Annotated in this window: 24 protein-coding genes; 8 read left to right on the top strand and 16 right to left on the bottom strand. The window is 53.0% G+C overall.

The genetic code is table 11. The features are described from left to right. From NAZ64_RS09355 to fkpA, 9 genes are all read right to left on the bottom strand, one after another. Nucleotides 1-236: GTP-binding protein (locus NAZ64_RS09355; protein WP_000031667.1), on the bottom strand; the 236-nt coding region annotated here is incomplete at its 3' end. A 71-nt stretch (nucleotides 237-307) separates the two neighbouring features. After that, complete coding sequence (gene fusA, locus NAZ64_RS09360; protein WP_000124693.1) at nucleotides 308-2,422, bottom strand: elongation factor G; 2,115 nt, start codon at nucleotides 2,420-2,422, stop codon at nucleotides 308-310. A gap of 96 nt (nucleotides 2,423-2,518) precedes the next feature. Continuing rightward, a complete protein-coding gene (rpsG, locus tag NAZ64_RS09365; RefSeq protein ID WP_001138042.1) occupies nucleotides 2,519-2,989 on the bottom strand; it encodes a 30S ribosomal protein S7 in 471 nt (156 codons plus the stop codon). 95 nt (nucleotides 2,990-3,084) lie between these two features. Further along, nucleotides 3,085-3,459 (bottom strand): 30S ribosomal protein S12, encoded by a 375-nt coding sequence (gene rpsL / locus NAZ64_RS09370; protein WP_000246815.1) that lies wholly within the window; start codon nucleotides 3,457-3,459, stop codon nucleotides 3,085-3,087. Between the two features lie 125 nt (nucleotides 3,460-3,584). Further along, nucleotides 3,585-3,872 carry a sulfurtransferase complex subunit TusB gene (tusB, locus tag NAZ64_RS09375; RefSeq protein ID WP_000903398.1) on the bottom strand — a complete coding sequence of 96 codons (288 nt, stop codon included), beginning with the start codon at nucleotides 3,870-3,872 and terminating at the stop codon, nucleotides 3,585-3,587. A 7-nt stretch (nucleotides 3,873-3,879) separates the two neighbouring features. Continuing rightward, entirely contained in the window at nucleotides 3,880-4,236 is a 357-nt protein-coding gene (tusC, locus tag NAZ64_RS09380; RefSeq protein ID WP_000820703.1) for a sulfurtransferase complex subunit TusC, read from the bottom strand. After that, nucleotides 4,236-4,622, bottom strand: a complete 387-nt coding sequence (gene tusD, locus NAZ64_RS09385; protein WP_001268011.1) for a sulfurtransferase complex subunit TusD — start codon at nucleotides 4,620-4,622, stop codon at nucleotides 4,236-4,238. Before tusD ends, tusC begins: the two co-directional genes overlap by 1 nt. Next, nucleotides 4,622-5,344: a helix-turn-helix transcriptional regulator gene (locus tag NAZ64_RS09390; protein ID WP_000091471.1), complete on the bottom strand. Its 723-nt coding sequence runs from the start codon at nucleotides 5,342-5,344 to the stop codon at nucleotides 4,622-4,624. The genes tusD and NAZ64_RS09390 overlap by 1 nt, the downstream gene beginning before the upstream one ends. A gap of 276 nt (nucleotides 5,345-5,620) precedes the next feature. After that, on the bottom strand, nucleotides 5,621-6,439 hold the full coding sequence (fkpA, locus tag NAZ64_RS09395) for an FKBP-type peptidyl-prolyl cis-trans isomerase (RefSeq protein ID WP_000838221.1): 819 nt from the start codon (nucleotides 6,437-6,439) through the stop codon (nucleotides 5,621-5,623). Between the two features lie 219 nt (nucleotides 6,440-6,658). Here fkpA and NAZ64_RS09400 point away from each other — a divergent pair, with 219 nt between their 5' ends. Then, nucleotides 6,659-6,877: a protein SlyX gene (locus tag NAZ64_RS09400; RefSeq protein WP_001152701.1), complete on the top strand. Its 219-nt coding sequence runs from the start codon at nucleotides 6,659-6,661 to the stop codon at nucleotides 6,875-6,877. Nucleotides 6,878-7,064: 187 nt separating this feature from the next. Here the strand turns inward: NAZ64_RS09400 and slyD are convergent, their stop codons facing one another. The 4 genes from slyD to kefG all read right to left on the bottom strand — a co-directional run bounded on the left by slyD (nucleotide 7,065) and on the right by kefG (nucleotide 10,317). Next, a complete protein-coding gene (slyD, locus tag NAZ64_RS09405; protein ID WP_000861341.1) occupies nucleotides 7,065-7,655 on the bottom strand; it encodes a peptidylprolyl isomerase in 591 nt (196 codons plus the stop codon). A gap of 94 nt (nucleotides 7,656-7,749) precedes the next feature. Further along, nucleotides 7,750-7,950, bottom strand: coding sequence for a YheV family putative zinc ribbon protein (locus tag NAZ64_RS09410; RefSeq protein WP_001007735.1), 201 nt, complete (start codon nucleotides 7,948-7,950; stop codon nucleotides 7,750-7,752). 10 nt (nucleotides 7,951-7,960) lie between these two features. After that, the gene (gene kefB, locus NAZ64_RS09415) at nucleotides 7,961-9,766 is read right to left on the bottom strand and encodes a glutathione-regulated potassium-efflux system protein KefB (RefSeq protein WP_220569601.1); all 1,806 of its coding nucleotides are present in this window, start codon (nucleotides 9,764-9,766) and stop codon (nucleotides 7,961-7,963) included. Next, nucleotides 9,766-10,317, bottom strand: a complete 552-nt coding sequence (kefG, locus tag NAZ64_RS09420; RefSeq protein ID WP_000081820.1) for a glutathione-regulated potassium-efflux system ancillary protein KefG — start codon at nucleotides 10,315-10,317, stop codon at nucleotides 9,766-9,768. Before kefG ends, kefB begins: the two co-directional genes overlap by 1 nt. 265 nt (nucleotides 10,318-10,582) lie before the next feature. On the opposite strand from kefG, the gene NAZ64_RS09425 reads away from it, so the two are divergent. Together NAZ64_RS09425 and NAZ64_RS09430 are read left to right on the top strand one after the other, a co-directional pair. Continuing rightward, nucleotides 10,583-12,490 carry an ABC transporter ATP-binding protein gene (locus tag NAZ64_RS09425; protein WP_000634765.1) on the top strand — a complete coding sequence of 636 codons (1,908 nt, stop codon included), beginning with the start codon at nucleotides 10,583-10,585 and terminating at the stop codon, nucleotides 12,488-12,490. A 15-nt stretch (nucleotides 12,491-12,505) separates the two neighbouring features. Next, nucleotides 12,506-12,727 carry a helix-turn-helix domain-containing protein gene (locus tag NAZ64_RS09430; RefSeq protein ID WP_220569600.1) on the top strand — a complete coding sequence of 74 codons (222 nt, stop codon included), beginning with the start codon at nucleotides 12,506-12,508 and terminating at the stop codon, nucleotides 12,725-12,727. Between the two features lies 1 nt (nucleotide 12,728). Here the strand turns inward: NAZ64_RS09430 and NAZ64_RS09435 are convergent, their stop codons facing one another. After that, entirely contained in the window at nucleotides 12,729-13,040 is a 312-nt protein-coding gene (locus NAZ64_RS09435; RefSeq protein WP_000047689.1) for a monooxygenase, read from the bottom strand. Between the two features lie 197 nt (nucleotides 13,041-13,237). Between NAZ64_RS09435 and NAZ64_RS09440 the strand changes: the two genes are divergently transcribed. The 3 genes from NAZ64_RS09440 to NAZ64_RS09450 are packed head-to-tail and all read left to right on the top strand — an operon-like array spanning nucleotide 13,238 to nucleotide 15,441. Then, a complete protein-coding gene (locus tag NAZ64_RS09440; protein ID WP_115285617.1) occupies nucleotides 13,238-14,305 on the top strand; it encodes a hydrolase in 1,068 nt (355 codons plus the stop codon). After that, nucleotides 14,302-14,520, top strand: a complete 219-nt coding sequence (locus NAZ64_RS09445; protein ID WP_000586568.1) for a YheU family protein — start codon at nucleotides 14,302-14,304, stop codon at nucleotides 14,518-14,520. Before NAZ64_RS09440 ends, NAZ64_RS09445 begins: the two co-directional genes overlap by 4 nt. A gap of 51 nt (nucleotides 14,521-14,571) precedes the next feature. Then, complete coding sequence (locus tag NAZ64_RS09450; protein WP_001274690.1) at nucleotides 14,572-15,441, top strand: phosphoribulokinase; 870 nt, start codon at nucleotides 14,572-14,574, stop codon at nucleotides 15,439-15,441. Between the two features lie 95 nt (nucleotides 15,442-15,536). Here the strand turns inward: NAZ64_RS09450 and NAZ64_RS09455 are convergent, their stop codons facing one another. Beyond that, complete coding sequence (locus tag NAZ64_RS09455; RefSeq protein ID WP_001148919.1) at nucleotides 15,537-15,941, bottom strand: OsmC family protein; 405 nt, start codon at nucleotides 15,939-15,941, stop codon at nucleotides 15,537-15,539. 307 nt (nucleotides 15,942-16,248) lie between these two features. Between NAZ64_RS09455 and crp the strand changes: the two genes are divergently transcribed. Next, nucleotides 16,249-16,881, top strand: a complete 633-nt coding sequence (gene crp, locus NAZ64_RS09460; protein ID WP_000242758.1) for a cAMP-activated global transcriptional regulator CRP — start codon at nucleotides 16,249-16,251, stop codon at nucleotides 16,879-16,881. Nucleotides 16,882-16,929: 48 nt separating this feature from the next. Then, entirely contained in the window at nucleotides 16,930-19,017 is a 2,088-nt protein-coding gene (locus NAZ64_RS09465; protein WP_000269311.1) for a YccS/YhfK family putative transporter, read from the top strand. A 42-nt stretch (nucleotides 19,018-19,059) separates the two neighbouring features. On the opposite strand, the gene argD is transcribed toward NAZ64_RS09465, so the two are convergent. Next, on the bottom strand, nucleotides 19,060-20,277 hold the full coding sequence (argD, locus tag NAZ64_RS09470) for a bifunctional acetylornithine/succinyldiaminopimelate transaminase (protein ID WP_076935741.1): 1,218 nt from the start codon (nucleotides 20,275-20,277) through the stop codon (nucleotides 19,060-19,062). Nucleotides 20,278-20,281 lie beyond the last annotated feature (4 nt).

Genomic DNA, 20,281 nt, shown 5'->3' on the forward strand with positions numbered 1-20,281 from the left:
TGTGCGTAGTGGCGGGTCGGGGTATCGTATTCAACGTGAGAAGTGTTGATGGTGATACCACGCGCTTTTTCTTCCGGAGCGTTATCGATCTGGTCGAATGCACGAGCAGCACCGCCGTAGGTTTTAGCCAGTACGGTGGTGATTGCAGCGGTCAGGGTAGTTTTACCGTGGTCAACGTGGCCGATGGTGCCGACGTTAACGTGCGGTTTTGTACGTTCAAATTTTTCTTTAGACACGGCTATATTCCTTACTATAGCGCTCTCCCCTTCAGGAGAGAGCACGGGATTTTGGTTTTTAACCCTGCGGCTTATTTACCACGGGCTTCGATTACGGCCTGAGCAACGTTGTTCGGCGCATCATCATACTTCAGGAATTCCATAGTGTACGATGCGCGACCTTTGGTCAGAGAACGCAGCTGAGTTGCATATCCGAACATTTCAGACAGCGGTACTTCAGCGTGGATCTTAACGCCTGTAACTTCAGATTCCTGACCTTTGAGCATACCACGACGGCGGCTAAGGTCGCCGATAACGTCACCGGTATTCTCTTCAGGTGTTTCTACTTCAACCTTCATGATCGGCTCAAGCAGAACTGGTTTTGCTTTCTTAAAGCCTTCTTTAAAGGCGATAGACGCAGCCAGTTTAAACGCCAGCTCAGAGGAGTCAACGTCATGGTAAGAACCGAAGTGCAGACGCACACCGAGATCAACTACCGGATAACCCGCCAGCGGGCCAGATTTCAGCTGCTCCTGGATGCCTTTATCAACGGCCGGGATGTATTCGCCAGGAATTACACCACCTTTGATGTCGTTGATGAACTCGTAACCTTTCGGGTTAGAGCCCGGCTCCAGCGGGTACATGTCGATAACAACATGACCATACTGACCGCGACCACCAGACTGTTTCGCGTGTTTACCTTCGATGTCGGTAACTTTCGCGCGAATCGCTTCGCGGTAAGCAACCTGAGGTTTACCCACGTTAGCTTCAACGTTGAATTCACGCTTCATACGGTCAACGATGATATCCAGGTGAAGTTCACCCATACCAGCGATGATGGTCTGGTTAGATTCTTCATCAGTCCATACGCGGAATGACGGGTCTTCTTTCGCCAGACGGCCCAGAGCCAGACCCATTTTTTCCTGGTCAGCTTTGGTTTTCGGTTCTACCGCGATGGAGATTACCGGCTCAGGGAATTCCATACGTTCCAGAATGATCGGGTTTTCCGGATCACACAGGGTGTCACCGGTAGTCACGTCTTTCAGGCCGATAGCAGCCGCGATGTCGCCCGCGCGAACTTCTTTGATCTCTTCACGTTTGTTGGCGTGCATCTGAACGATACGACCGAAACGCTCACGTGCGGTTTTCACGGAGTTCAGTACGGTATCACCAGAGTTAACCACACCGGAGTACACACGGAAGAAGGTCAGGTTACCCACAAACGGGTCGGTAGCGATTTTGAACGCCAGCGCAGAGAACGGCTCGTCGTCGCTTGCGTGACGCTCAGCCGGAGTATCTTTACCGTCGTCCAGAATACCGTTGATCGCAGGTACGTCTACCGGGGATGGCAGGTAATCAATTACCGCATCCAGCATCGCCTGAACACCTTTGTTCTTGAATGCAGAACCACAGGTTACCAGGATGATTTCGTTGTTCAGAACGCGCTGACGCAGAGCTTGTTTGATCTCTTCTTCAGTCAGTTCTTCACCACCCAGGTATTTTTCCATCAGCTCTTCAGAAGCTTCTGCGGCGGACTCGATCAGGTTCTGGTGCCATTCGTTAGCCAGGTCCTGCATGTCAGCCGGGATATCTTCGTATTCGAAGGTAACGCCCTGGTCGGCATCGTTCCAGTTGATGGCTTTCATTTTCACCAGGTCAACAACGCCGGTGAAACCTTCTTCAGCACCAATTGCCAGCTGCAGCGGAACCGGGTTCGCGCCCAGACGGGTTTTGATCTGACCAACAACTTTCAGGAAGTTCGCACCCATGCGGTCCATTTTGTTAACGAACGCAATGCGCGGAACTTTGTATTTGTTTGCCTGACGCCATACGGTTTCAGACTGCGGCTGAACACCACCAACTGCGCAGTAAACCATTACCGCACCATCGAGAACACGCATGGAACGTTCTACTTCGATAGTGAAGTCAACGTGCCCCGGGGTGTCGATGATGTTGATGCGATGCGGTTCATACTGCTTAGCCATACCAGACCAGAATGCAGTAGTCGCTGCGGAGGTGATAGTAATACCACGCTCCTGCTCCTGCTCCATCCAGTCCATGGTAGCTGCGCCGTCATGAACTTCACCGATTTTGTGGTTTACACCGGTGTAGAACAGAATACGTTCGGTAGTAGTGGTTTTACCGGCGTCGATGTGCGCACTGATACCGATATTACGGTAGCGTGCGATGGGTGTTGTACGAGCCATTTGATTCCTCGTTGATATCTTTAGGCGTTCAGTTAAGTTATCCAAAACGGGCGACTTACCTGAAGCGCCCGCCTGGTGACTATGACTCCGAAGGGATTACCAACGGTAGTGTGCGAACGCCTTGTTGGCTTCTGCCATACGGTGAACGTCTTCACGTTTCTTAACTGCAGTACCTTTGTTGTCTGCAGCATCAGAAAGTTCGTTCGCCAGGCGCAGAGCCATGGATTTATCACCGCGTTTACGAGCAGCTTCTACGATCCAACGCATTGCCAGAGCATTACGACGGACCGGACGGACTTCAACTGGTACCTGATAAGTAGAACCACCTACGCGGCGGGATTTAACTTCTACAGTCGGGCGAACGTTTTCGAGAGCGACTTCGAAAGCTTCCAGTTCAGATTTACCAGAACGCTGAGCCAGGGTCTCCAGCGCGCTGTATACGATTGATTCTGCAGTAGATTTTTTACCATCTACCATCAGGATATTGACAAATTTAGCCAGCAGTTCTGATCCGAACTTCGGATCCGGCAGAATTTTACGCTGACCAATGACGCGACGACGTGGCATGGAAATACTCCGTTGTTAATTCAGGATTGTCCAAAACTCTACGAGTTTAGTTTGACATTAATTTAAAACGTTTGGCCTTACTTAACGGAGAACCATTAAGCCTTAGGACGCTTCACGCCGTACTTAGAACGAGCTTGCTTACGGTCTTTAACGCCGGAGCAGTCAAGCGCGCCACGAACGGTGTGGTAACGAACACCCGGGAGGTCTTTAACACGACCGCCACGGATCAGGATCACGGAGTGCTCCTGCAGGTTGTGACCTTCACCACCGATGTAGGAAGTCACTTCAAAACCGTTAGTCAGACGAACACGGCAAACTTTACGCAGTGCGGAGTTCGGTTTTTTAGGAGTGGTAGTATATACACGAGTACATACGCCACGTTTTTGCGGGCATGCTTCCAGCGCAGGCACGTTGCTTTTCGCAACTTTGCGAGCACGTGGTTTGCGTACCAGCTGGTTAACTGTTGCCATTAAATAGCTCCTGGTTTTAGCTTTTGCTTCGTAAACACGTAATAAAACGCCCTCACACAATATGAGGACGCCGAATTTTAGGGCGGTGTCGAAAAGGTGTCAAGAAATATACAACGATCCCGCCATCACCAGGCCATCTGGTTGGCATACTTAACCGTGAGTCTGACAAACTCAGTATAGTCAACCCTGACGACACTGTCTGAAATTTGACCACCCAGGCCGCGGGCGTCAATGTCTTCTTTCAAGGCATAGACCGTTATGGGGGCATCGCGCAAACTTTCAAGGAAGCGGTTACCTTCAATCGCGACGGTAACGCCATCCTGGAGCAACAAAAGCGCATCGCCCTCTTTTAGCAGACGCAGCAAAGCGGGAAAATCAACGCCCGAGGCGCAATGAGGTAAGGTATGCAGCATAAACGCCTCAGAATCTCAGGATGACATCATAGTTGCCAAGCTCGCGGCGTAACGCTACGGGTTCAAGCGGCGTGGCGTCTACCACAAAATTAACGTTCTCCAGACCACGCTCGCGCAGCGATGCCGCGCAGATCCAGCATTGATCAATATCGTACAAATCAAAGAGCTTGAAAGTAGCAATATAGTCACGCGCCAGCACAGAGTCTGGTTTTTGTCCTGCTAATAACTGAAAGACGCCGTCACTGATAAAAAAGACGCCCAGCGCTTCCGTTAGCGCTGACGTCGCCAGCAGCGCATCCAGCCCTTCACGACCTGAAGCGCTACCGTGCGGCGCGGTGGAAAAGACAAATGCAATACGTTTCATTAAAACTGCACCACCCGATCGCAGGTGAGAGATGCCTCCGCCAGCGCGCCCAGGCCGCTTAGCGTAAAGCCCGGCTGAAGATTGGCGGACGGCAACTCCAGTCTGCCGGCTTCAGTTTCATCAATAATACCGCGACGAAGCGCCGCCGCGACACAGATGTTCAGCGCTACGCCATGCTGCGTATTCAATTTCTGCCAGGCGCGTACCAGATCATATTCATCGCTCGCCGGCGAGGTCAGGAGATTGGCGTTATAGACTCCTTCCCGATAGAAAAAGACGCTGGCTAACTCATGCCCCTCATTGAGCAGCGCGTGGGCGAACTGCAATGCGCTGCTGGCCTGCTGGGTGCCATATGCCGGCCCGGTGACCATAATGGCATAACGCATTATTTATCCTGCCCCTGAAAGTCGCCGCTTTTGAACTGGCGAATATAGAGGTAAACCGTGTGTTTTGAGATATTCAGACGATCGGCTACCTGGTTAATGGCGTCTTTAATATCGAAAATGCCTTTTTCGTAAAGGTTAAGGACGATCTGACGATTTTTCGCATTGTTAGAGACATTACGATCGGCATTTACCTCTTCGATCGTGAACTCCAGCGTCTGGGTGACTAAATCTTCGACTGAGGAGGCAAAATTAACCGCTGAACCCACTTCCGGCGTTTCCGGCGGAATAAAGGTATTCATAATCTGTGAAAATGGCACATCAAGATTCATGTTGATGCACAGTAGACCAATGACGCGCTGCTCGCGGTTGCGAATGGCAATCGTCAACGACTTCATCAAGACACCGCTTTTCGCGCGCGTGAAATAGCATTTCGACACGCTACTGTCCGCCCCTGTCATGTCGTGCAACATGCGCAACGCCAGGTCGGTAATCGGCGAGCCAATTTTACGGCCCGTATGTTCGCCATTGGCAATACGAATGGCTGAACATTTTAGATCCTGCAAAGAGTGCAATACGATTTCACAATGGGAACCTATAAGCATCGCTAACCCGTCCACTACCGCTTCGTAGGATTTCAGAATATCGAAGTCGGTTTGCTCGAAGGGACGCTGATCCAGCAAATCAAGTTCACTGGTTTCGTTGGTTAAAAGCGACCTGGACATGAAAAAAAACACTCCTTTTCAGGAGCCTGTCGTTATGTTTTCAGGGCAGGCTCATTATTTACGCGGATGATTAAATTAATACAGTGAGGGTTCATCTTTCCAGTACTAATTTGTTCGTCTATTTCAGGCTACGTGTGCGTTGGCGGTCATTCAGCCTACGGTCTCGCCCTTAACGACCAGCGCAAGCGCCGTTATCCGCAAATCAAATTATGGTGAGTAATATATCCGGCCTGCATAAAAAAAACCGCCGCTATTACAAGCGGCGGCTCTCAGTTTTTATTTTTTAGCAGCATCTGCGGCTTTAGCGTCAGCCGCATCGGCAGGTTTAGCATCCGCTTTCGGCGCTGGTTTGATATCCAGCAGCTCTACGTCGAATACCAGGGTGGAGTTCGCCGGGATACCCGGAACGCCCGTTTTACCGTAGGCCAGCGCCGGTGGGATAACCAGCTTGATCTTGCCGCCTTTCTTAATATTTTTCAGGCCTTCAGTCCAGCCAGGGATAACGCCGTCCAGACGGAAGGAAAGCGGTTCGCCGCGCGTGTAAGAATTATCAAACTCTTTACCGTCGATCAGCGTACCTTTGTAGTTCACCACAACGGTATCACTATCTTTCGGCGCCTCGCCTGTGCCTTCTTTCTCTACTTTGTAAAGCAGGCCGGTAGAGGAGGTTTTCACGCCTTTCTCTTTAGCAAAAGCGTCGCGGAACGTTTTACCTTTTGCTTCGTTATCGGCAGCGTCTTTTTCCATCTTCGCCTGAGCAGCGCTCTTCACGCGTGCTTCAAACGTCTGCAGCGTTTGCTCAATTTCCTGATCGGACAGTTTGCTCTTATCGGCAAAGGCATCCTGAACGCCGGCAATCAACTGATCTTTATCCAGTTTGATGCCCAACTTTTCCTGCTCTTTAAGCGAATTGTCCATGTAACGACCCAGCGAGGCGCCCAGCGCATAAGCCGCTTTTTGATCGTCGTTTTTAAATGCTGCTTTGCTATCAGCGGTAGCTGCCGGTTTCGCCGCATCAGCAGCAAAAGTGATCGGTGCATGCATAGCAACGGCCATCGTAGTTGCCAGCAGCGTGGCTTTAAACAGTGATTTCATCCATATCTCCAGGGCCGGGGCATCTCGCCCCATGTTAACTTACGTAAGAAGCGTACTATAAATCGTTGCAGAACAAATCAACATACGAACACGCCCTATTATCACTTCTTTTCAGACTCTTTTTGTTTAAATTAGTTTCGTAGGGCGCGTAATGGTTGCTGTGAAAGCCGGTAAAGTTAAGTAGAATCCGCCGACGGAGACAACATAAAGAGGTACATCATGCAGGATATCACGATGGAAGCTCGTCTGGCTGAACTGGAAAGCCGTCTGGCGTTCCAGGAGATTACCATAGAAGAACTAAACCTGACGGTAACCGCACATGAAATGGAGATGGCGAAGCTGCGCGATCATCTGCGTTTGCTCACGGAAAAGTTAAAAGCCAGTCAGCCGTCAAATATCGCCTCTCAGGCAGAAGAAACGCCGCCGCCGCATTATTGAGACGAAAAAAAAGCGGGGATAACCCGCTTTTTTGTGCCCGATGATTTATCGAACCAATGATAATACCCTAAAGATTTCGAGTCACAGCAAGGCGGCAAGCTTGAAAATTCCCCGGGAGCATAGATAACTATGTGACCGGGGTTTGAAAGCGTAGCCAACACCGCGGTGGCTTGAAAGACGACGGGGATTAATGGCAACCGCAGCCGCCTTTACCACCGCCACCGCAGCAGCCTTCGCCGCCGTGCTCGTGACCATGGTCATGACCATGACCGCCACAGCAGCCGTCTTCACCGTGATCGTGGTGGTGATCGTGCGCGCCGTGAACATGACCGTGAGCCAGTTCTTCTTCAGTCGCTTCACGAATCGCAACAACTTCGACGTTAAATTTCAGATTCTGGCCCGCCAGCATGTGGTTACCATCAACCACAACGTGATCGTCTTCCACTTCGGTAATCTCTACCGGTACCGGGCCCTGGTCGGTTTCCGCCAGGAAACGCATCCCTACCTGCAGTTCATCAACGCCCATAAAGACGTCTTTAGGCACACGCTGCACCAGGTTTTCATCATACTGGCCGTAAGCGTCGTTCGCGCCAACAGCGACATCAAATTTGTCGCCAACTTCATGGCCTTCCAGCGCGGTTTCCAGACCAGAGATCAGGGAGCCGTGACCGTGCAGGTAATCCAGCGGCGCACTCACCGGAGACTCATCAACCAACACACCGTCTTCTGTACGTACCTGATAGGCCAGGCTGACCACCAGGTCTTTTGCTACTTTCATGATATCTCCTGAGCATGGGAAGAATAGTGGCGCAGATTGTAGCGGAATTCTGCAGCCGTGTACCCCTTAGCTTAAAAAAACCTGCGGCATATCGCTAGTCCGGATGAAAAATCCCGATCACTTGCTCTTCTTTGCGAACATGCTCGCGAACGTCTTTATCCGCTTCCCGCATTTGATGCCCGCACTTAACGCATTCAACAATATCGACATTATTTTCACGCCACATCGCCATTGTATCCTGCGCCTGACAGGCCGGACATTTCGCGCCTGCAATAAAACGTTTACGGATTGCCATTGTTTTACCCCTACTCAAATTCATCCCAGCCATCCAACTGGCGCCGTTCCTGTTGCATTTCGCGCTGAAAAATCTCCTCCAGTTCGCGTCGGGCCTCTCTGGCGCGCGAAATCTGTACCATGTCGCTATGCTCCGGGATCAGCTCCCGCAACATTCGCATATCCAGCCGACGAAAATGCAACTGCGCGCGTTGCGCCTGATGCGGATGCATACCTAACGACACCAGAGTTTTACGTCCCAATTCCAGCGCGCTGGAAAACGTTTCACGGGAAAACTGCGTGACGCCAGCCTGTAATAACTCATGGGCCTCCACACGTCCACGCGCTCGCGCAAGAATATGCAGATGAGGAAAATGCTGCTGACACAGCGCCACCAGCTTCATCGTGTCTTCCGGTTCATTACACGTGATGACTATCGACTCCGCCGCCTCCGCGCCCGCAGAACGCAGCAGCTCGACTTGTGCAGCGTCGCCGTAATACACTTTATAACCATATTTGCGCATCAGATTAACGGCGCCGATATCGCGTTCCAGCACGGTGATACGCATCTTATTCGCCATCAATAAGCGAGCGATCACCTGACCAAAACGGCCAAAGCCGACGACAATCACCTGGGGCTTATCATCTTCAACCCACGGCTTTTCATCATTCTCTTCCGGGCCATTAAGACGGCGCGATAACCACTTATCAATCCCTTTCATCAGTAGCGGCGTGGTCATCATTGATAACGTGACAGTCACCAATAATAACGCCATCTGATCGCCCTGAAACAGGCGCTGAGAAGAGGCGGTAGAAAAGAGCACAAAAGCGAACTCGCCCCCCTGACTCAGCACGCTGGCAAACTGCATCCGTTCAGAACTTCTTATTCCATATAGCCGCGCCAGCAGATACAGCGTCAGCATTTTTATGACGACCAGAATAACAACGCTCGCCGCCACCCACAGTAAATGGGTATAAAGTACGCCGAGATTTAGCGACATACCGACGGAGATAAAGAACAGCCCAAGCAGTAAACCTTTAAAGGGATCGATAGCGTTTTCCAGCTCATGCCGGTATTCGCTCTCTGCCAGTAAAACGCCGGCAATGAAGGTTCCCAGGGCCATCGACAGTCCCAGCGCGTCCATAAATAAGGCGGCGCTCAACACCAGCAACAACGTCGCGGCAGTGAAGACCTCCCGCACGCCGGACGCAGCAATAAAACGAAATACCGGGCGCAACAGGTAACGACCGCCAATCAGCATTACCGCGAAGGCCAATACCTTCATTGCCACTTTAAACCAGTCGAAATGCTCGTCGACCGATCCCGCCAGTAAAGGCACCAACGCCAGCGCGGGGATCACCGCTAAATCCTGAAACAGTAAGACGGAAAACCCTAACTGCCCGGACTCGCTACGGTTCATGCCTTTCTCGCGCATCAGTTGTAGCGCCATCGCCGTCGAAGACATCGCCAGGCCAATCCCGCCGACGATCGCCGCCTGCCATAAGAAATCAGCAAGCATCAATAATCCCGCCAGCACCGCCGCGCTTAATAGCACCTGAGCAGCGCCGACGCCGAAGATAGAGCGCCGCAGTTGCCAAAGCCGGGACGGATTGAGTTCGAGACCAATGATAAACATCAGAAACACGACGCCCAATTCGGAAAAGTGCAGGATCTCGTCAACGTCGCTGATAAATCCCAGCCCCCACGGACCGATGGCGATTCCCGCCAGCAAATACCCTAGCACCGCGCCGATGCCCAGCCTGGCGGCTAACGGCACCGCCGCCACCGCCGCGAAGAGGAACAACACTCCCGCGGTCAATAAATCAGCACCTTCCATCAATAGCCTCCCGCGCTCACAGGATTCGCCAGCCACTCGCCATAGGCTTTCGCATGACTGGCCAGCGTCTGCGGCGACTGGCGGCGCGCCCAGTACACAATAATGGGCGGCATCCAGTGCATCCGGCACATGGCCGCGGTCAGTTCAAAAGGGCGGAGTACATCGCTCATTGGATAGCGGTTTAGCGCGTCATACCGGTAAGCGCTCTCCGGCTCGCCGGTCGTAATCACGCTACGCCAGTACTTTCCCACCAGTTGGTTTCCCCCTGGTCCGCTGGCGAACCCTCGACTCAACACGCGATCAAGCCATTCTTTCAGTAAAGCCGGACAGCTATAGGTGTAAAGGGGATGCTGAAAAACAATGACGTCGTGCTCACGTAACAGGGCTTGTTCATAGGGCGTGTCGATAAAAAAATCAGGATAGCGCGCATAAAGATCGTGCACGGTTACGTTATTGTGCTGTATGGCCGGTTTAAGCAGTACCCGGTTAGCAACCGAGTCCTGAGATTCCGGATGGGCATACAACAGCAAGACTTTCGCTGGCTGAGACATCAATCCCCCTCCCGGTTGTTTTGGGTCGATACATGCCATTCTTCAGGCCACTTCTACGTTGACAGCGTTTGTTTAACTCAGAAACGTACTCCATGTCCGCCGCTGGGGATTAATGAGAGATATTCTTGTCCCTCACCAAAGGCGGCCTGAATGATTTTGTGTATCGTTGTTGTTTTGAGCTACCATTGCGCTCCAGCGCGGCGGTACGCCCGAATATTACATTATCATAATGATAAATTAACATAGTCTGAACATACGGCGCCTTATGATTGTTTTCTCCTCGTTACAAATTCGTCGCGGCGTGCGCGTCCTACTGGACAATGCCTCGGCTACCATTAATCCAGGCCAGAAAGTCGGCCTGGTGGGTAAAAACGGCTGCGGTAAATCTACCCTGCTGGCATTGCTAAAAAATGAAATCAGCGCCGATGCCGGGAGTTTTACCCTGCCCGGAACCTGGCAATTAGCGTGGGTGAATCAGGAAACACCTGCGTTGCCTCAGCCAGCGATTGAGTATGTCATTGACGGCGACCGTGAATACCGGCAGCTGGAGGCGCAGCTTAACGACGCCAACGAACGTAACGACGGACATGCTATCGCCTCCATACATGGCAAGCTGGATGCCATCGACGCATGGACCGTTCGTTCGCGCGCCGCCAGCCTGCTACACGGTCTCGGCTTCTCTAACGATCAGCTGGAACGTCCGGTCAGCGACTTTTCCGGCGGCTGGCGGATGCGCCTTAACCTGGCCCAGGCGCTGATTTGCCGTTCCGATTTACTGCTGCTCGACGAACCGACCAACCACCTCGATCTGGATGCCGTTATCTGGCTGGAAAAATGGCTGAAGAGCTATCCGGGCACCCTGATTTTGATCTCCCACGATCGCGACTTTCTTGACCCGATAGTGGATAAAATTATCCATATCGAACAGCAGACTCTGTTCGAGTACACCGGCAACTACAGCGCGTTTGAAGTTCAGCGCGCCACGCGCCTGGCGCAGCAGCAGGCGATGTATGAGAGTCAGCAGGAGCGTGTGGCGCATCTGCAAAGCTACATCGACCGTTTCCGCGCCAAAGCGACCAAGGCCAAGCAGGCGCAAAGCCGTATCAAGATGCTGGAGCGTATGGAGCTGATTGCGCCGGCTCATGTCGACAACCCGTTCCATTTCAGCTTCCGCGCGCCGGAAAGCCTGCCGAACCCGCTGCTGAAGATGGAAAAAGTCAGCGCAGGTTATGGCGATCGCATCATTCTGGAATCCATCAAGCTGAACCTGGTGCCCGGCTCGCGTATCGGCCTGCTGGGCCGCAACGGTGCGGGGAAATCGACGCTGATTAAGCTGCTGGCGGGCGAACTGGAACCGTTGCACGGTGAAATTGGCCTCGCCAAAGGCATTAAGCTCGGCTACTTCGCCCAGCACCAACTGGAGTTCCTGCGCGCCGATGAATCCCCGTTGCAACATATGGCGCGTCTGGCGCCGCAGGAACTGGAGCAGAAGCTGCGCGACTATCTCGGCGGCTTCGGTTTCCAGGGCGACAAAGTAACGGAAGAGACGCAACGCTTCTCCGGCGGCGAGAAAGCGCGTCTGGTGCTGGCGCTGATCGTCTGGCAGCGTCCAAATCTGCTGCTGCTCGATGAACCGACCAACCACCTGGATCTCGACATGCGCCAGGCGCTCACCGAAGCGCTGATTGATTTTGAAGGCGCATTGGTCGTCGTGTCGCACGACCGCCACCTGATTCGCTCCACCACTGACGACCTCTATCTGGTGCACGACAAAAAGGTCGAACCGTTCGACGGCGACCTGGAAGATTATCAGCAGTGGCTGAGCGACGTGCAGAAGCAGGAAAACCAGGCCGACGACGCACCGAAGGAAAACAACGCCAACAGCGCCCAGTCACGCAAAGATCAGAAGCGTCGCGAAGCCGAGCTACGCACTCTGACGCAGCCGCTGCGTAAAGAGATTACCCGTCTGGAAAAAGAGATGGAAAAGCTCAACGCCCAGTTAGCGCAGGCGGAAGAGAAGCTTGGCGACAGCAGCCTGTATGACCCAAGCCGTAAAGCGGAGATGACCGAGTGCCTACAACTGCAGGCCAGCGCCAAATCCGGGCTGGAAGAATGTGAAATGGCATGGCTTGAGGCGCAGGAGCAGCTTGAGCAAATGATGCAGAACGACTAACGCGCGGGGCGGACGATGAACCTGTCAATCACCGATGACATTACCTTCCGCAAGCTCACCATCTTCATGATGTTTGTGAAGAAGGGTAACATCGCCCGCACCGCCGAGGCGCTGCACACGCTGGAAGAGAACGTTCGTTGTCCGCTGTTCGTCCATAAAGGCCTCTTCGGTACTCGTCCCGGTATAAAGGTTACCGTTGCGGTCGGCAGCACCGGAACAGAAGCCTGCGTTATGTGATTTAGCGGCAAAGGTTGCCGTGATTTATTTTCGTCAGCGCGTCGTTCACGCCAAATAATTTAAACGTCACCTCATCAACGCCAAGATTTTTCAGACGCGCAGTGTGTTTTTTAATATAAGCCTGCGCCGTTTCTTCGGATTCAAACAAGTAAATGCCGCCAGCTTGCTGGTTTTTCTCGCTTTCTGTCCAGATTTTCCAGATGAAGCCCGGCTCCTCATTGATAGACTCCGCCAGCCCGACCAGTTGCTGAGTCATCTCCTCGCCAAAAGGGCCGCTAAAGTTAAAATGGATCTGTAAAAGTGTCTTCGACATGCCTTCTCCTTGAGTCACATAACTATCGTGTTGCCACACTACCACGATTAATTCGGCTGATGCAGAGGTTCACGCGATTTCTGTGGGGTATTGCGCGCGCCTTGCATACCGCCCCCTCTGGTGAAATGAGGCGCAATTTTATTTCGCCAGACGACCAATTGAACGTAAAATCACATATTGACTAATCTGTGAACCTTATGCGCGGTATAGTATTGTTTCCAATTATCAATTGTTCTGGTGCTATGGTTGAGATCACGTCCACAGAAATGACCCCGCCTGTCAATGACTCGCATAAATTTATTCCCATGCGTGGCATTCGTAATCGCCATTTACAAACTATGCTGCCGCGCTTAATCCGCCGCAAAGTGAAGTTCAACGCCCACTGGCAGCGGCTGGAGCTACCGGACGGCGATTTTGTCGATCTGGCATGGAGCGAAGAACCGCAACAGGCAAAGCATAAACCGCGGCTGGTGGTCTTTCACGGTCTGGAAGGCAGCCTGAACAGCCCCTATGCCCACGGGCTGATTGAGGCGGCGCAAAAGCGCGGCTGGCTGGGCGTGGTGATGCACTTTCGCGGCTGTAGCGGCGAACCCAACCGTCTGAATCGTATTTACCACTCCGGTGAAACGGAGGACGGAGCCTGGTTTTTACGCTGGCTACAGCGGGAGCTCGGCGCCGTTCCGACAGCCGCCGTGGGCTATTCGCTCGGCGGTAATATGCTGGCGTGCCTGCTGGCGAAAGAAGGCCGCGATATTCCCATCGAGGCAGCGGTGATTGTTTCTGCGCCCTTTGTTCTCGAAGCCTGTAGCTACCACATGGACAAAGGGTTTTCCCGCGTCTATCAGCGTTATTTGCTTAATCTGTTAAAAGCGAATGCGTCACGCAAACTGGCGGCGTATCCCGGGTCGCTGCCGGTGAATCTGGCGCAACTGAAATCAATGCGCCGTATTCGCGAGTTTGACGACCTGATCACCGCGAAAATTCACGGCTTTGCCGACGCCATCGACTACTATCGTCAGTGTAGCGCCATGCCGTTGCTTAACCAGATTGCTAAACCGACGCTGATTATTCACGCTAAAGACGATCCGTTTATGGATCATCATGTGATCCCTAAAGCGGAAGATCTGCCCCCGCAGGTGGAGTATCAGCTGACTGAGCATGGCGGACACGTAGGATTTATCGGCGGTACGCCGCTGCGCCCTGAAATGTGGCTGGAACGCCGAATTCCTGACTGGCTGACAACGTACCTGGAGGCGTCATCATGATCATTCCCTGGCAGGGGCTCGCCCCCGACACGCTGGACAACCTGATCGAAAGCTTTGTGTTGCGCGAAGGCACCGATTATGGTGAACATGAACGTTCGCTTGAACAAAAAGTCGCTGACGTAAAACGCCAACTGCAATCCGGCGAGGCCGTGCTGGTATGGTCTGAATTACATGAAACGGTCAATATTATGCCGAAAAAGCAGTTTCGCGAATAAAACGCCTTTGCCGACAATACATTATTACTAAAGCTCAATCATGGAGTTGCCATGTCAGCCAAACATCCGGTGATAGCAGTAACAGGGTCAAGCGGCGCGGGGACCACCACCACCAGCCTCGCGTTTCGTAAAATTTTCGCGCAGTTAAATCTGCACGCCGCCGAGGTGGAAGGCGACAGTTTTCATCGTTACACCCGCCCGGAAATGGACATGGCGATCCGCAAAGCGCGTGACGCCGGGCGGCATATCAGCTATTTCGGGCCTGAAGCCAATGACTTCAGCCTACTGGAACATACCTTTATTGAGTACGGGCAGACGGGTAAAGGCCAGTCGCGTAAATATCTGCATACCTATGATGAAGCCGTGCCGTGGAATCAGGTTCCCGGCACGTTTACCCCCTGGCAGCCGCTTCCCGAACCGACCGATGTGCTGTTTTATGAAGGACTGCACGGCGGCGTCGTCACCCCGCAACATGATGTCGCGCGTCATGTTGATCTGTTGGTTGGCGTGGTGCCTATCGTCAACCTCGAGTGGATTCAGAAACTAATCCGCGACACCAGCGAGCGCGGACACTCCCGTGAAGCGGTGATGGATTCCGTGGTGCGTTCCATGGACGACTACATCAATTACATTACGCCGCAGTTCTCGCGTACCCATATAAACTTCCAGCGCGTGCCGACCGTCGACACGTCCAATCCGTTCGCCGCAAAGGGTATTCCCTCGCTGGATGAGAGTTTTGTGGTGATCCATTTCCGCAACCTGGAAGGGATCGATTTTCCCTGGCTCCTGGCGATGCTCCAGGGCTCGTTTATTTCTCACATTAATACATTAGTGGTGCCGGGCGGCAAAATGGGGCTGGCGATGGAGCTGATTATGTTGCCGCTGGTGCAGCGATTAATGGAAGGCAAAAAAATCGAATAACCGCGGTGAAATGCCCGATGGCGCTACGCTTATCGGGCCTACGAGATAAAAACGGGTAGGCCGGATAAAGCCACGCCGCCATCCGGCATCACATGTTACGCCGCAATCACTTCATACGAATGGGTAATATTGACCGCTTTTTCCAGCATTAGCGCCACCGAGCAATATTTTTCCGCGGAGAGATCGACAGCGCGCGCGACGGCAGCCTCTTTCAGATCGCTGCCGGTAACGATAAAATGCAGATTAATGTGCGTAAACAGGCGCGGCGCGTCTTCCCGGCGCTCGGATGTCAGCTTCACTTCGCAGTTGGTGACATTCTGACGGCCCTTTTGCAGGATTGATACCACATCAATAGCGCTACATCCGCCAGCCGCCATTAATACCATCTCCATCGGACTCGGCGCTTTGTCACCGGAGTTGCCATCCATTAAAATCTGGTGGCCGGAGGAGGACTCTCCGAGGAACGTGAGCCCTTCAACCCACTTTACACGCGCTTGCATATTTCGTAACTCCAATGTTTCAATTTTCCTGAAAGATTACGCGCATACAACAAAAGTCGCAATGGAAGGCGACCTGGGTCATGCTGAAGCGAGACACCAGGAGACACACGGCGAAAGCTATGCTAAAACAGACAAGATGCTACAGTAATACATTGACGTACTGCATGTATGCAGAGGACATCACATTACAGGCTACAATCTATTTTCGTAGCCCCCTTCCCAGGTAGCGGGAAGTATATTTTTGCAACCCCAGAGACAGTGCCGTTTTCTGGCTCTGGAGACAGCTTATAACAGAGGATAACCGCGCATGGTGCTTGGCAAACCGCAAACAGACCCGACTCTTGAATGGTTCTTGTCTCATTGCCACATTCATAAGTACCCGTCAAAGAGCACGCTGATTCACCAGGGTGAAAAAGCAGAAACGCTGTACTACATCGTTAAAGGCTCCGTGGCAGTGCTGATCAAAGATGAGGAAGGGAAAGAAATGATCCTTTCTTATCTGAATCAGGGTGATTTTATTGGTGAACTGGGCCTGTTTGAAGAAGGTCAGGAACGCAGCGCCTGGGTACGTGCGAAAACCGCATGTGAGGTCGCTGAAATTTCCTACAAAAAATTTCGCCAATTAATCCAGGTCAACCCGGATATTCTGATGCGCCTCTCTTCCCAGATGGCTCGTCGCTTACAAGTCACCTCTGAAAAAGTAGGTAACCTCGCCTTCCTTGACGTCACCGGGCGTATCGCTCAGACGCTGCTGAATCTGGCGAAACAGCCCGATGCCATGACGCACCCGGATGGGATGCAGATCAAAATCACCCGTCAGGAAATCGGCCAGATCGTCGGCTGCTCCCGCGAAACCGTTGGTCGTATTTTGAAAATGCTGGAAGATCAAAACCTGATCTCCGCGCATGGCAAGACCATCGTCGTCTACGGCACCCGTTAATTCCGTCAGAATGGCGCGTTTTATCATGCGCCATTTTTGTTTGCATCGATGTGGCGAAGACTGATTTATCACCCAGAGATTAATTACGCACTACGGCAAACGCTGGTGCTGTGCCTGCCTGTGGCTGTTGGTTTATTGATAGGCCAGCTACACCTGGGCTTGCTTTTCTCTCTCGTTCCCGCCTGCTGCAACATTGCAGGTCTGGATACCCCGCACAAACGCTTTTTTAAACGCCTGATCATCGGCGCGTCGCTGTTCGCCGGATGCAGTCTGGTAACGCAACTTCTGCTGGCGGAATCCATCCCCCTGCCGTTGATCCTGACCGGGCTCACGCTGGTGCTTGGCGTGACGGCGGAAATTAGCCCGCTTCACGCGCGGCTACTGCCAGCGTCGCTGATTGCCGCCATCTTTACCCTGAGTCTTGCGGGATACATGCCCGTCTGGGAGCCACTGCTCATTTATGCGCTGGGCACGCTATGGTACGGCGTGTTTAACTGGTTTTGGTTCTGGCTATGGCGCGAACAGCCGCTGCGCGAGTCATTGAGTTTGTTATACCGTGAACTGGCCGATTATTGCGAAGCGAAATACAGCCTGCTCACCCAACATATCGATCCGGAAAAAGCGCTGCCTCCCCTGCTGATACGCCAGCAAAAAGCGGTCGATCTCATTACCCAGTGTTACCAACAGATGCATATGCTTTCGGCGCACAACAATAATGATTACAAGCGTCTACTACGGGCTTTTCAGGAAGCGATGGATTTGCAGGAGCACATCTCCGTCAGCTTGCATCAGCCGGAAGAGGTACAGAAACTGGTAGAACGCAGCCATGCGGAAGAGGTGATTCGCTGGAATGCGCAAACGGTCGCCGCCCGCCTGCGCGTGCTGGCGGATGACATTCTTTATCATCGTCTGCCGACGCGCTTCTCCATGGAAAAACAGATTGGCGCTCTGGAGAAGATCGCCAATCAGCATCCTGAAAATCCGGTAGGCCAGTTCTGCTATTGGCACTTCAGTCGAATCGCCCGTGTGCTGCGTACTCAGCGACCGCTGTACGCCCGCGACCTGATGGCCGATAAACAGCGTCGTTTGCCGCTACTTCCGGCGCTGAAAAATTATATGTCTCTTAAATCACCGGCGCTACGCAACGCCGGACGCATCAGCGTGATGATGAGCATCGCCAGTCTGATGGGCAGCGCGTTGCACCTGCCTAAACCGTACTGGATACTCATGACAGTGCTGTTTGTCACCCAAAACGGCTATGGCGCGACGCGCGTACGTATTCTGCACCGTTCGGTCGGAACGCTGGTCGGCCTGGTGATTGCCGGCGTCACGCTGCACTTACATATTCCCGAAAGCATTACGCTGGCGGTCATGCTGGTACTAACGCTGGCAAGTTATCTGATTATTCGTAAAAACTACGGCTGGGCGACGGTCGGCTTTACGGTGACGGCGGTATACACCATCCAGTTACTGACGTTAAACGGAGAGCAGTTTATTGTGCCGAGGCTGATCGATACGCTGATTGGCTGTTTAATTGCCTTTGGCGGCATGGTCTGGCTGTGGCCGCAATGGCAAAGCGGGCTATTACGTAAAAACGCCCATGATGCGCTGGAAGCCGATCAAGAAGCTATCCGACTGATCCTCAGTAACGATCCGCAGGCCACCCCGCTCGCTTATCAAAGAATGCGGGTCAACCAGGCGCATAACACGTTATTCAACTCGTTAAATCAGGCAATGCAGGAACCCGGATTCAATACCCACTATCTGTCGGATATGAAACTATGGGTCACGCACAGCCAGTTTATTGTCGAGCATATCAACGCTATGACGACGCTGGCGCGGGAACACACCATGCTGACGCCGGATCTGGCGCAGCGCTATCTGGAATCTTGCGAGATTGCGATTCAGCGCTGCCAACAGCGCCTGGAGTACGACAGGCCAGGCGGCTCCGGCGATGTCAATATTCTGGAGTCGCCGGACATGCCGTCACATGGCTTATTGAGCACTCTGGAACAACATTTACAGCGCATCATTGGCCATCTGAACACCATGCACACCATTTCGTCGATGGCCTGGCGTCAGCGTCCGCATCACGGTATCTGGCTGAGTAAGCGGCTACGGGATACAAAAGGTTAAGACCGACTGCCGGATGCGCTACGCTTATCCGGCAATCCGCCATCAGGCCACCACCTTCCCTACCGCCTGCGCAAAGCGCTGCATTCCTTCCTCGATATCCGCGTCTTCCACCACCAGCGACGGCGCGAAACGCATCACGTCGGCTCCGGCATTGAGCACCATCACGCCGGCCTCCGCGCCTGCGTACAGAAAATCGCGCGCCCGACCTTTGTACTCCGGTTTCAGTTCCGCGCCAATCAGCAGCCCCATGCCGCGAATATCGCTGAAAATGTCAAATTGCTCGTCAATCGCCTGCAAATGTTGCACAAACTGTTGCCGCTTAGTGTGAATGCCTTGTAGCACCTCTGGCGTATTAATAATATCGAATGCCGCGCCAGCCACCGCACAGGCCAGCGGATTGCCGCCATAAGTTGAACCATGCGAACCGACATGGAAGGCCGAGGCTATTTCCTGCGTGGTCAGCATGGCGCTCACCGGAAAACCGCCTCCTAACGCTTTGGCGCTGGTGAGGATATCCGGCGTGACGCCGTAGTGCATATAGGCAAACAGGTCTCCGGTGCGCCCCATCCCGCACTGCACTTCATCAAACACCAGCAACGCCTGATGCTGGTCGCAGAGTTCACGTAAACCTTGCAGGAATTCTGGGGTTGCCGCAGTAACGCCGCCTTCCCCCTGAATTGGCTCAACCACCACCGCACAGGTGTGATCGTCCATCACCGCTTTTACCGCATGCAGATCGTTAAACGGCACATGGATGATATCCGCCGGTTTTGGTCCAAAGCCGTCGGAATATTTCGGTTGCCCACCAACAGATACGGTAAACAGCGAACGACCGTGAAACGCATTATGAAAGGCAATGATTTTGGTTTTGAACGGGCTGTGGCGTACACAGGCATAATGACGCGCCAGCTTAAAGGCGGTTTCGTTGGCTTCGGTACCGGAGTTCATGAACAGCACGCGCTCGGCAAACGTGGCGTCGATCAGTTTACGTCCCAGACGCAACGCCGGTTCATTGGTAAAAACGTTACTGGTATGCCACAAGGTTTCCCCCTGGGATTTCAGCGCCTCGACCAGCGCCGGATGGCAATGGCCCAGCGCAGTCACTGCAATCCCGCCGGCGAAATCGATATACTCTTTGCCCTGCTGATCCCATACGCGGCTGCCTTTACCTTTGACCGGAATAAAGTCCGCCGGTGCATAAACAGGCAGAATCACCTCATCGAAAGTTGCGCGCGTAATAGCCGTTTGTTCAGTTGCCATATCA

Source organism: Salmonella sp. A1325 (assembly GCF_056991255.1).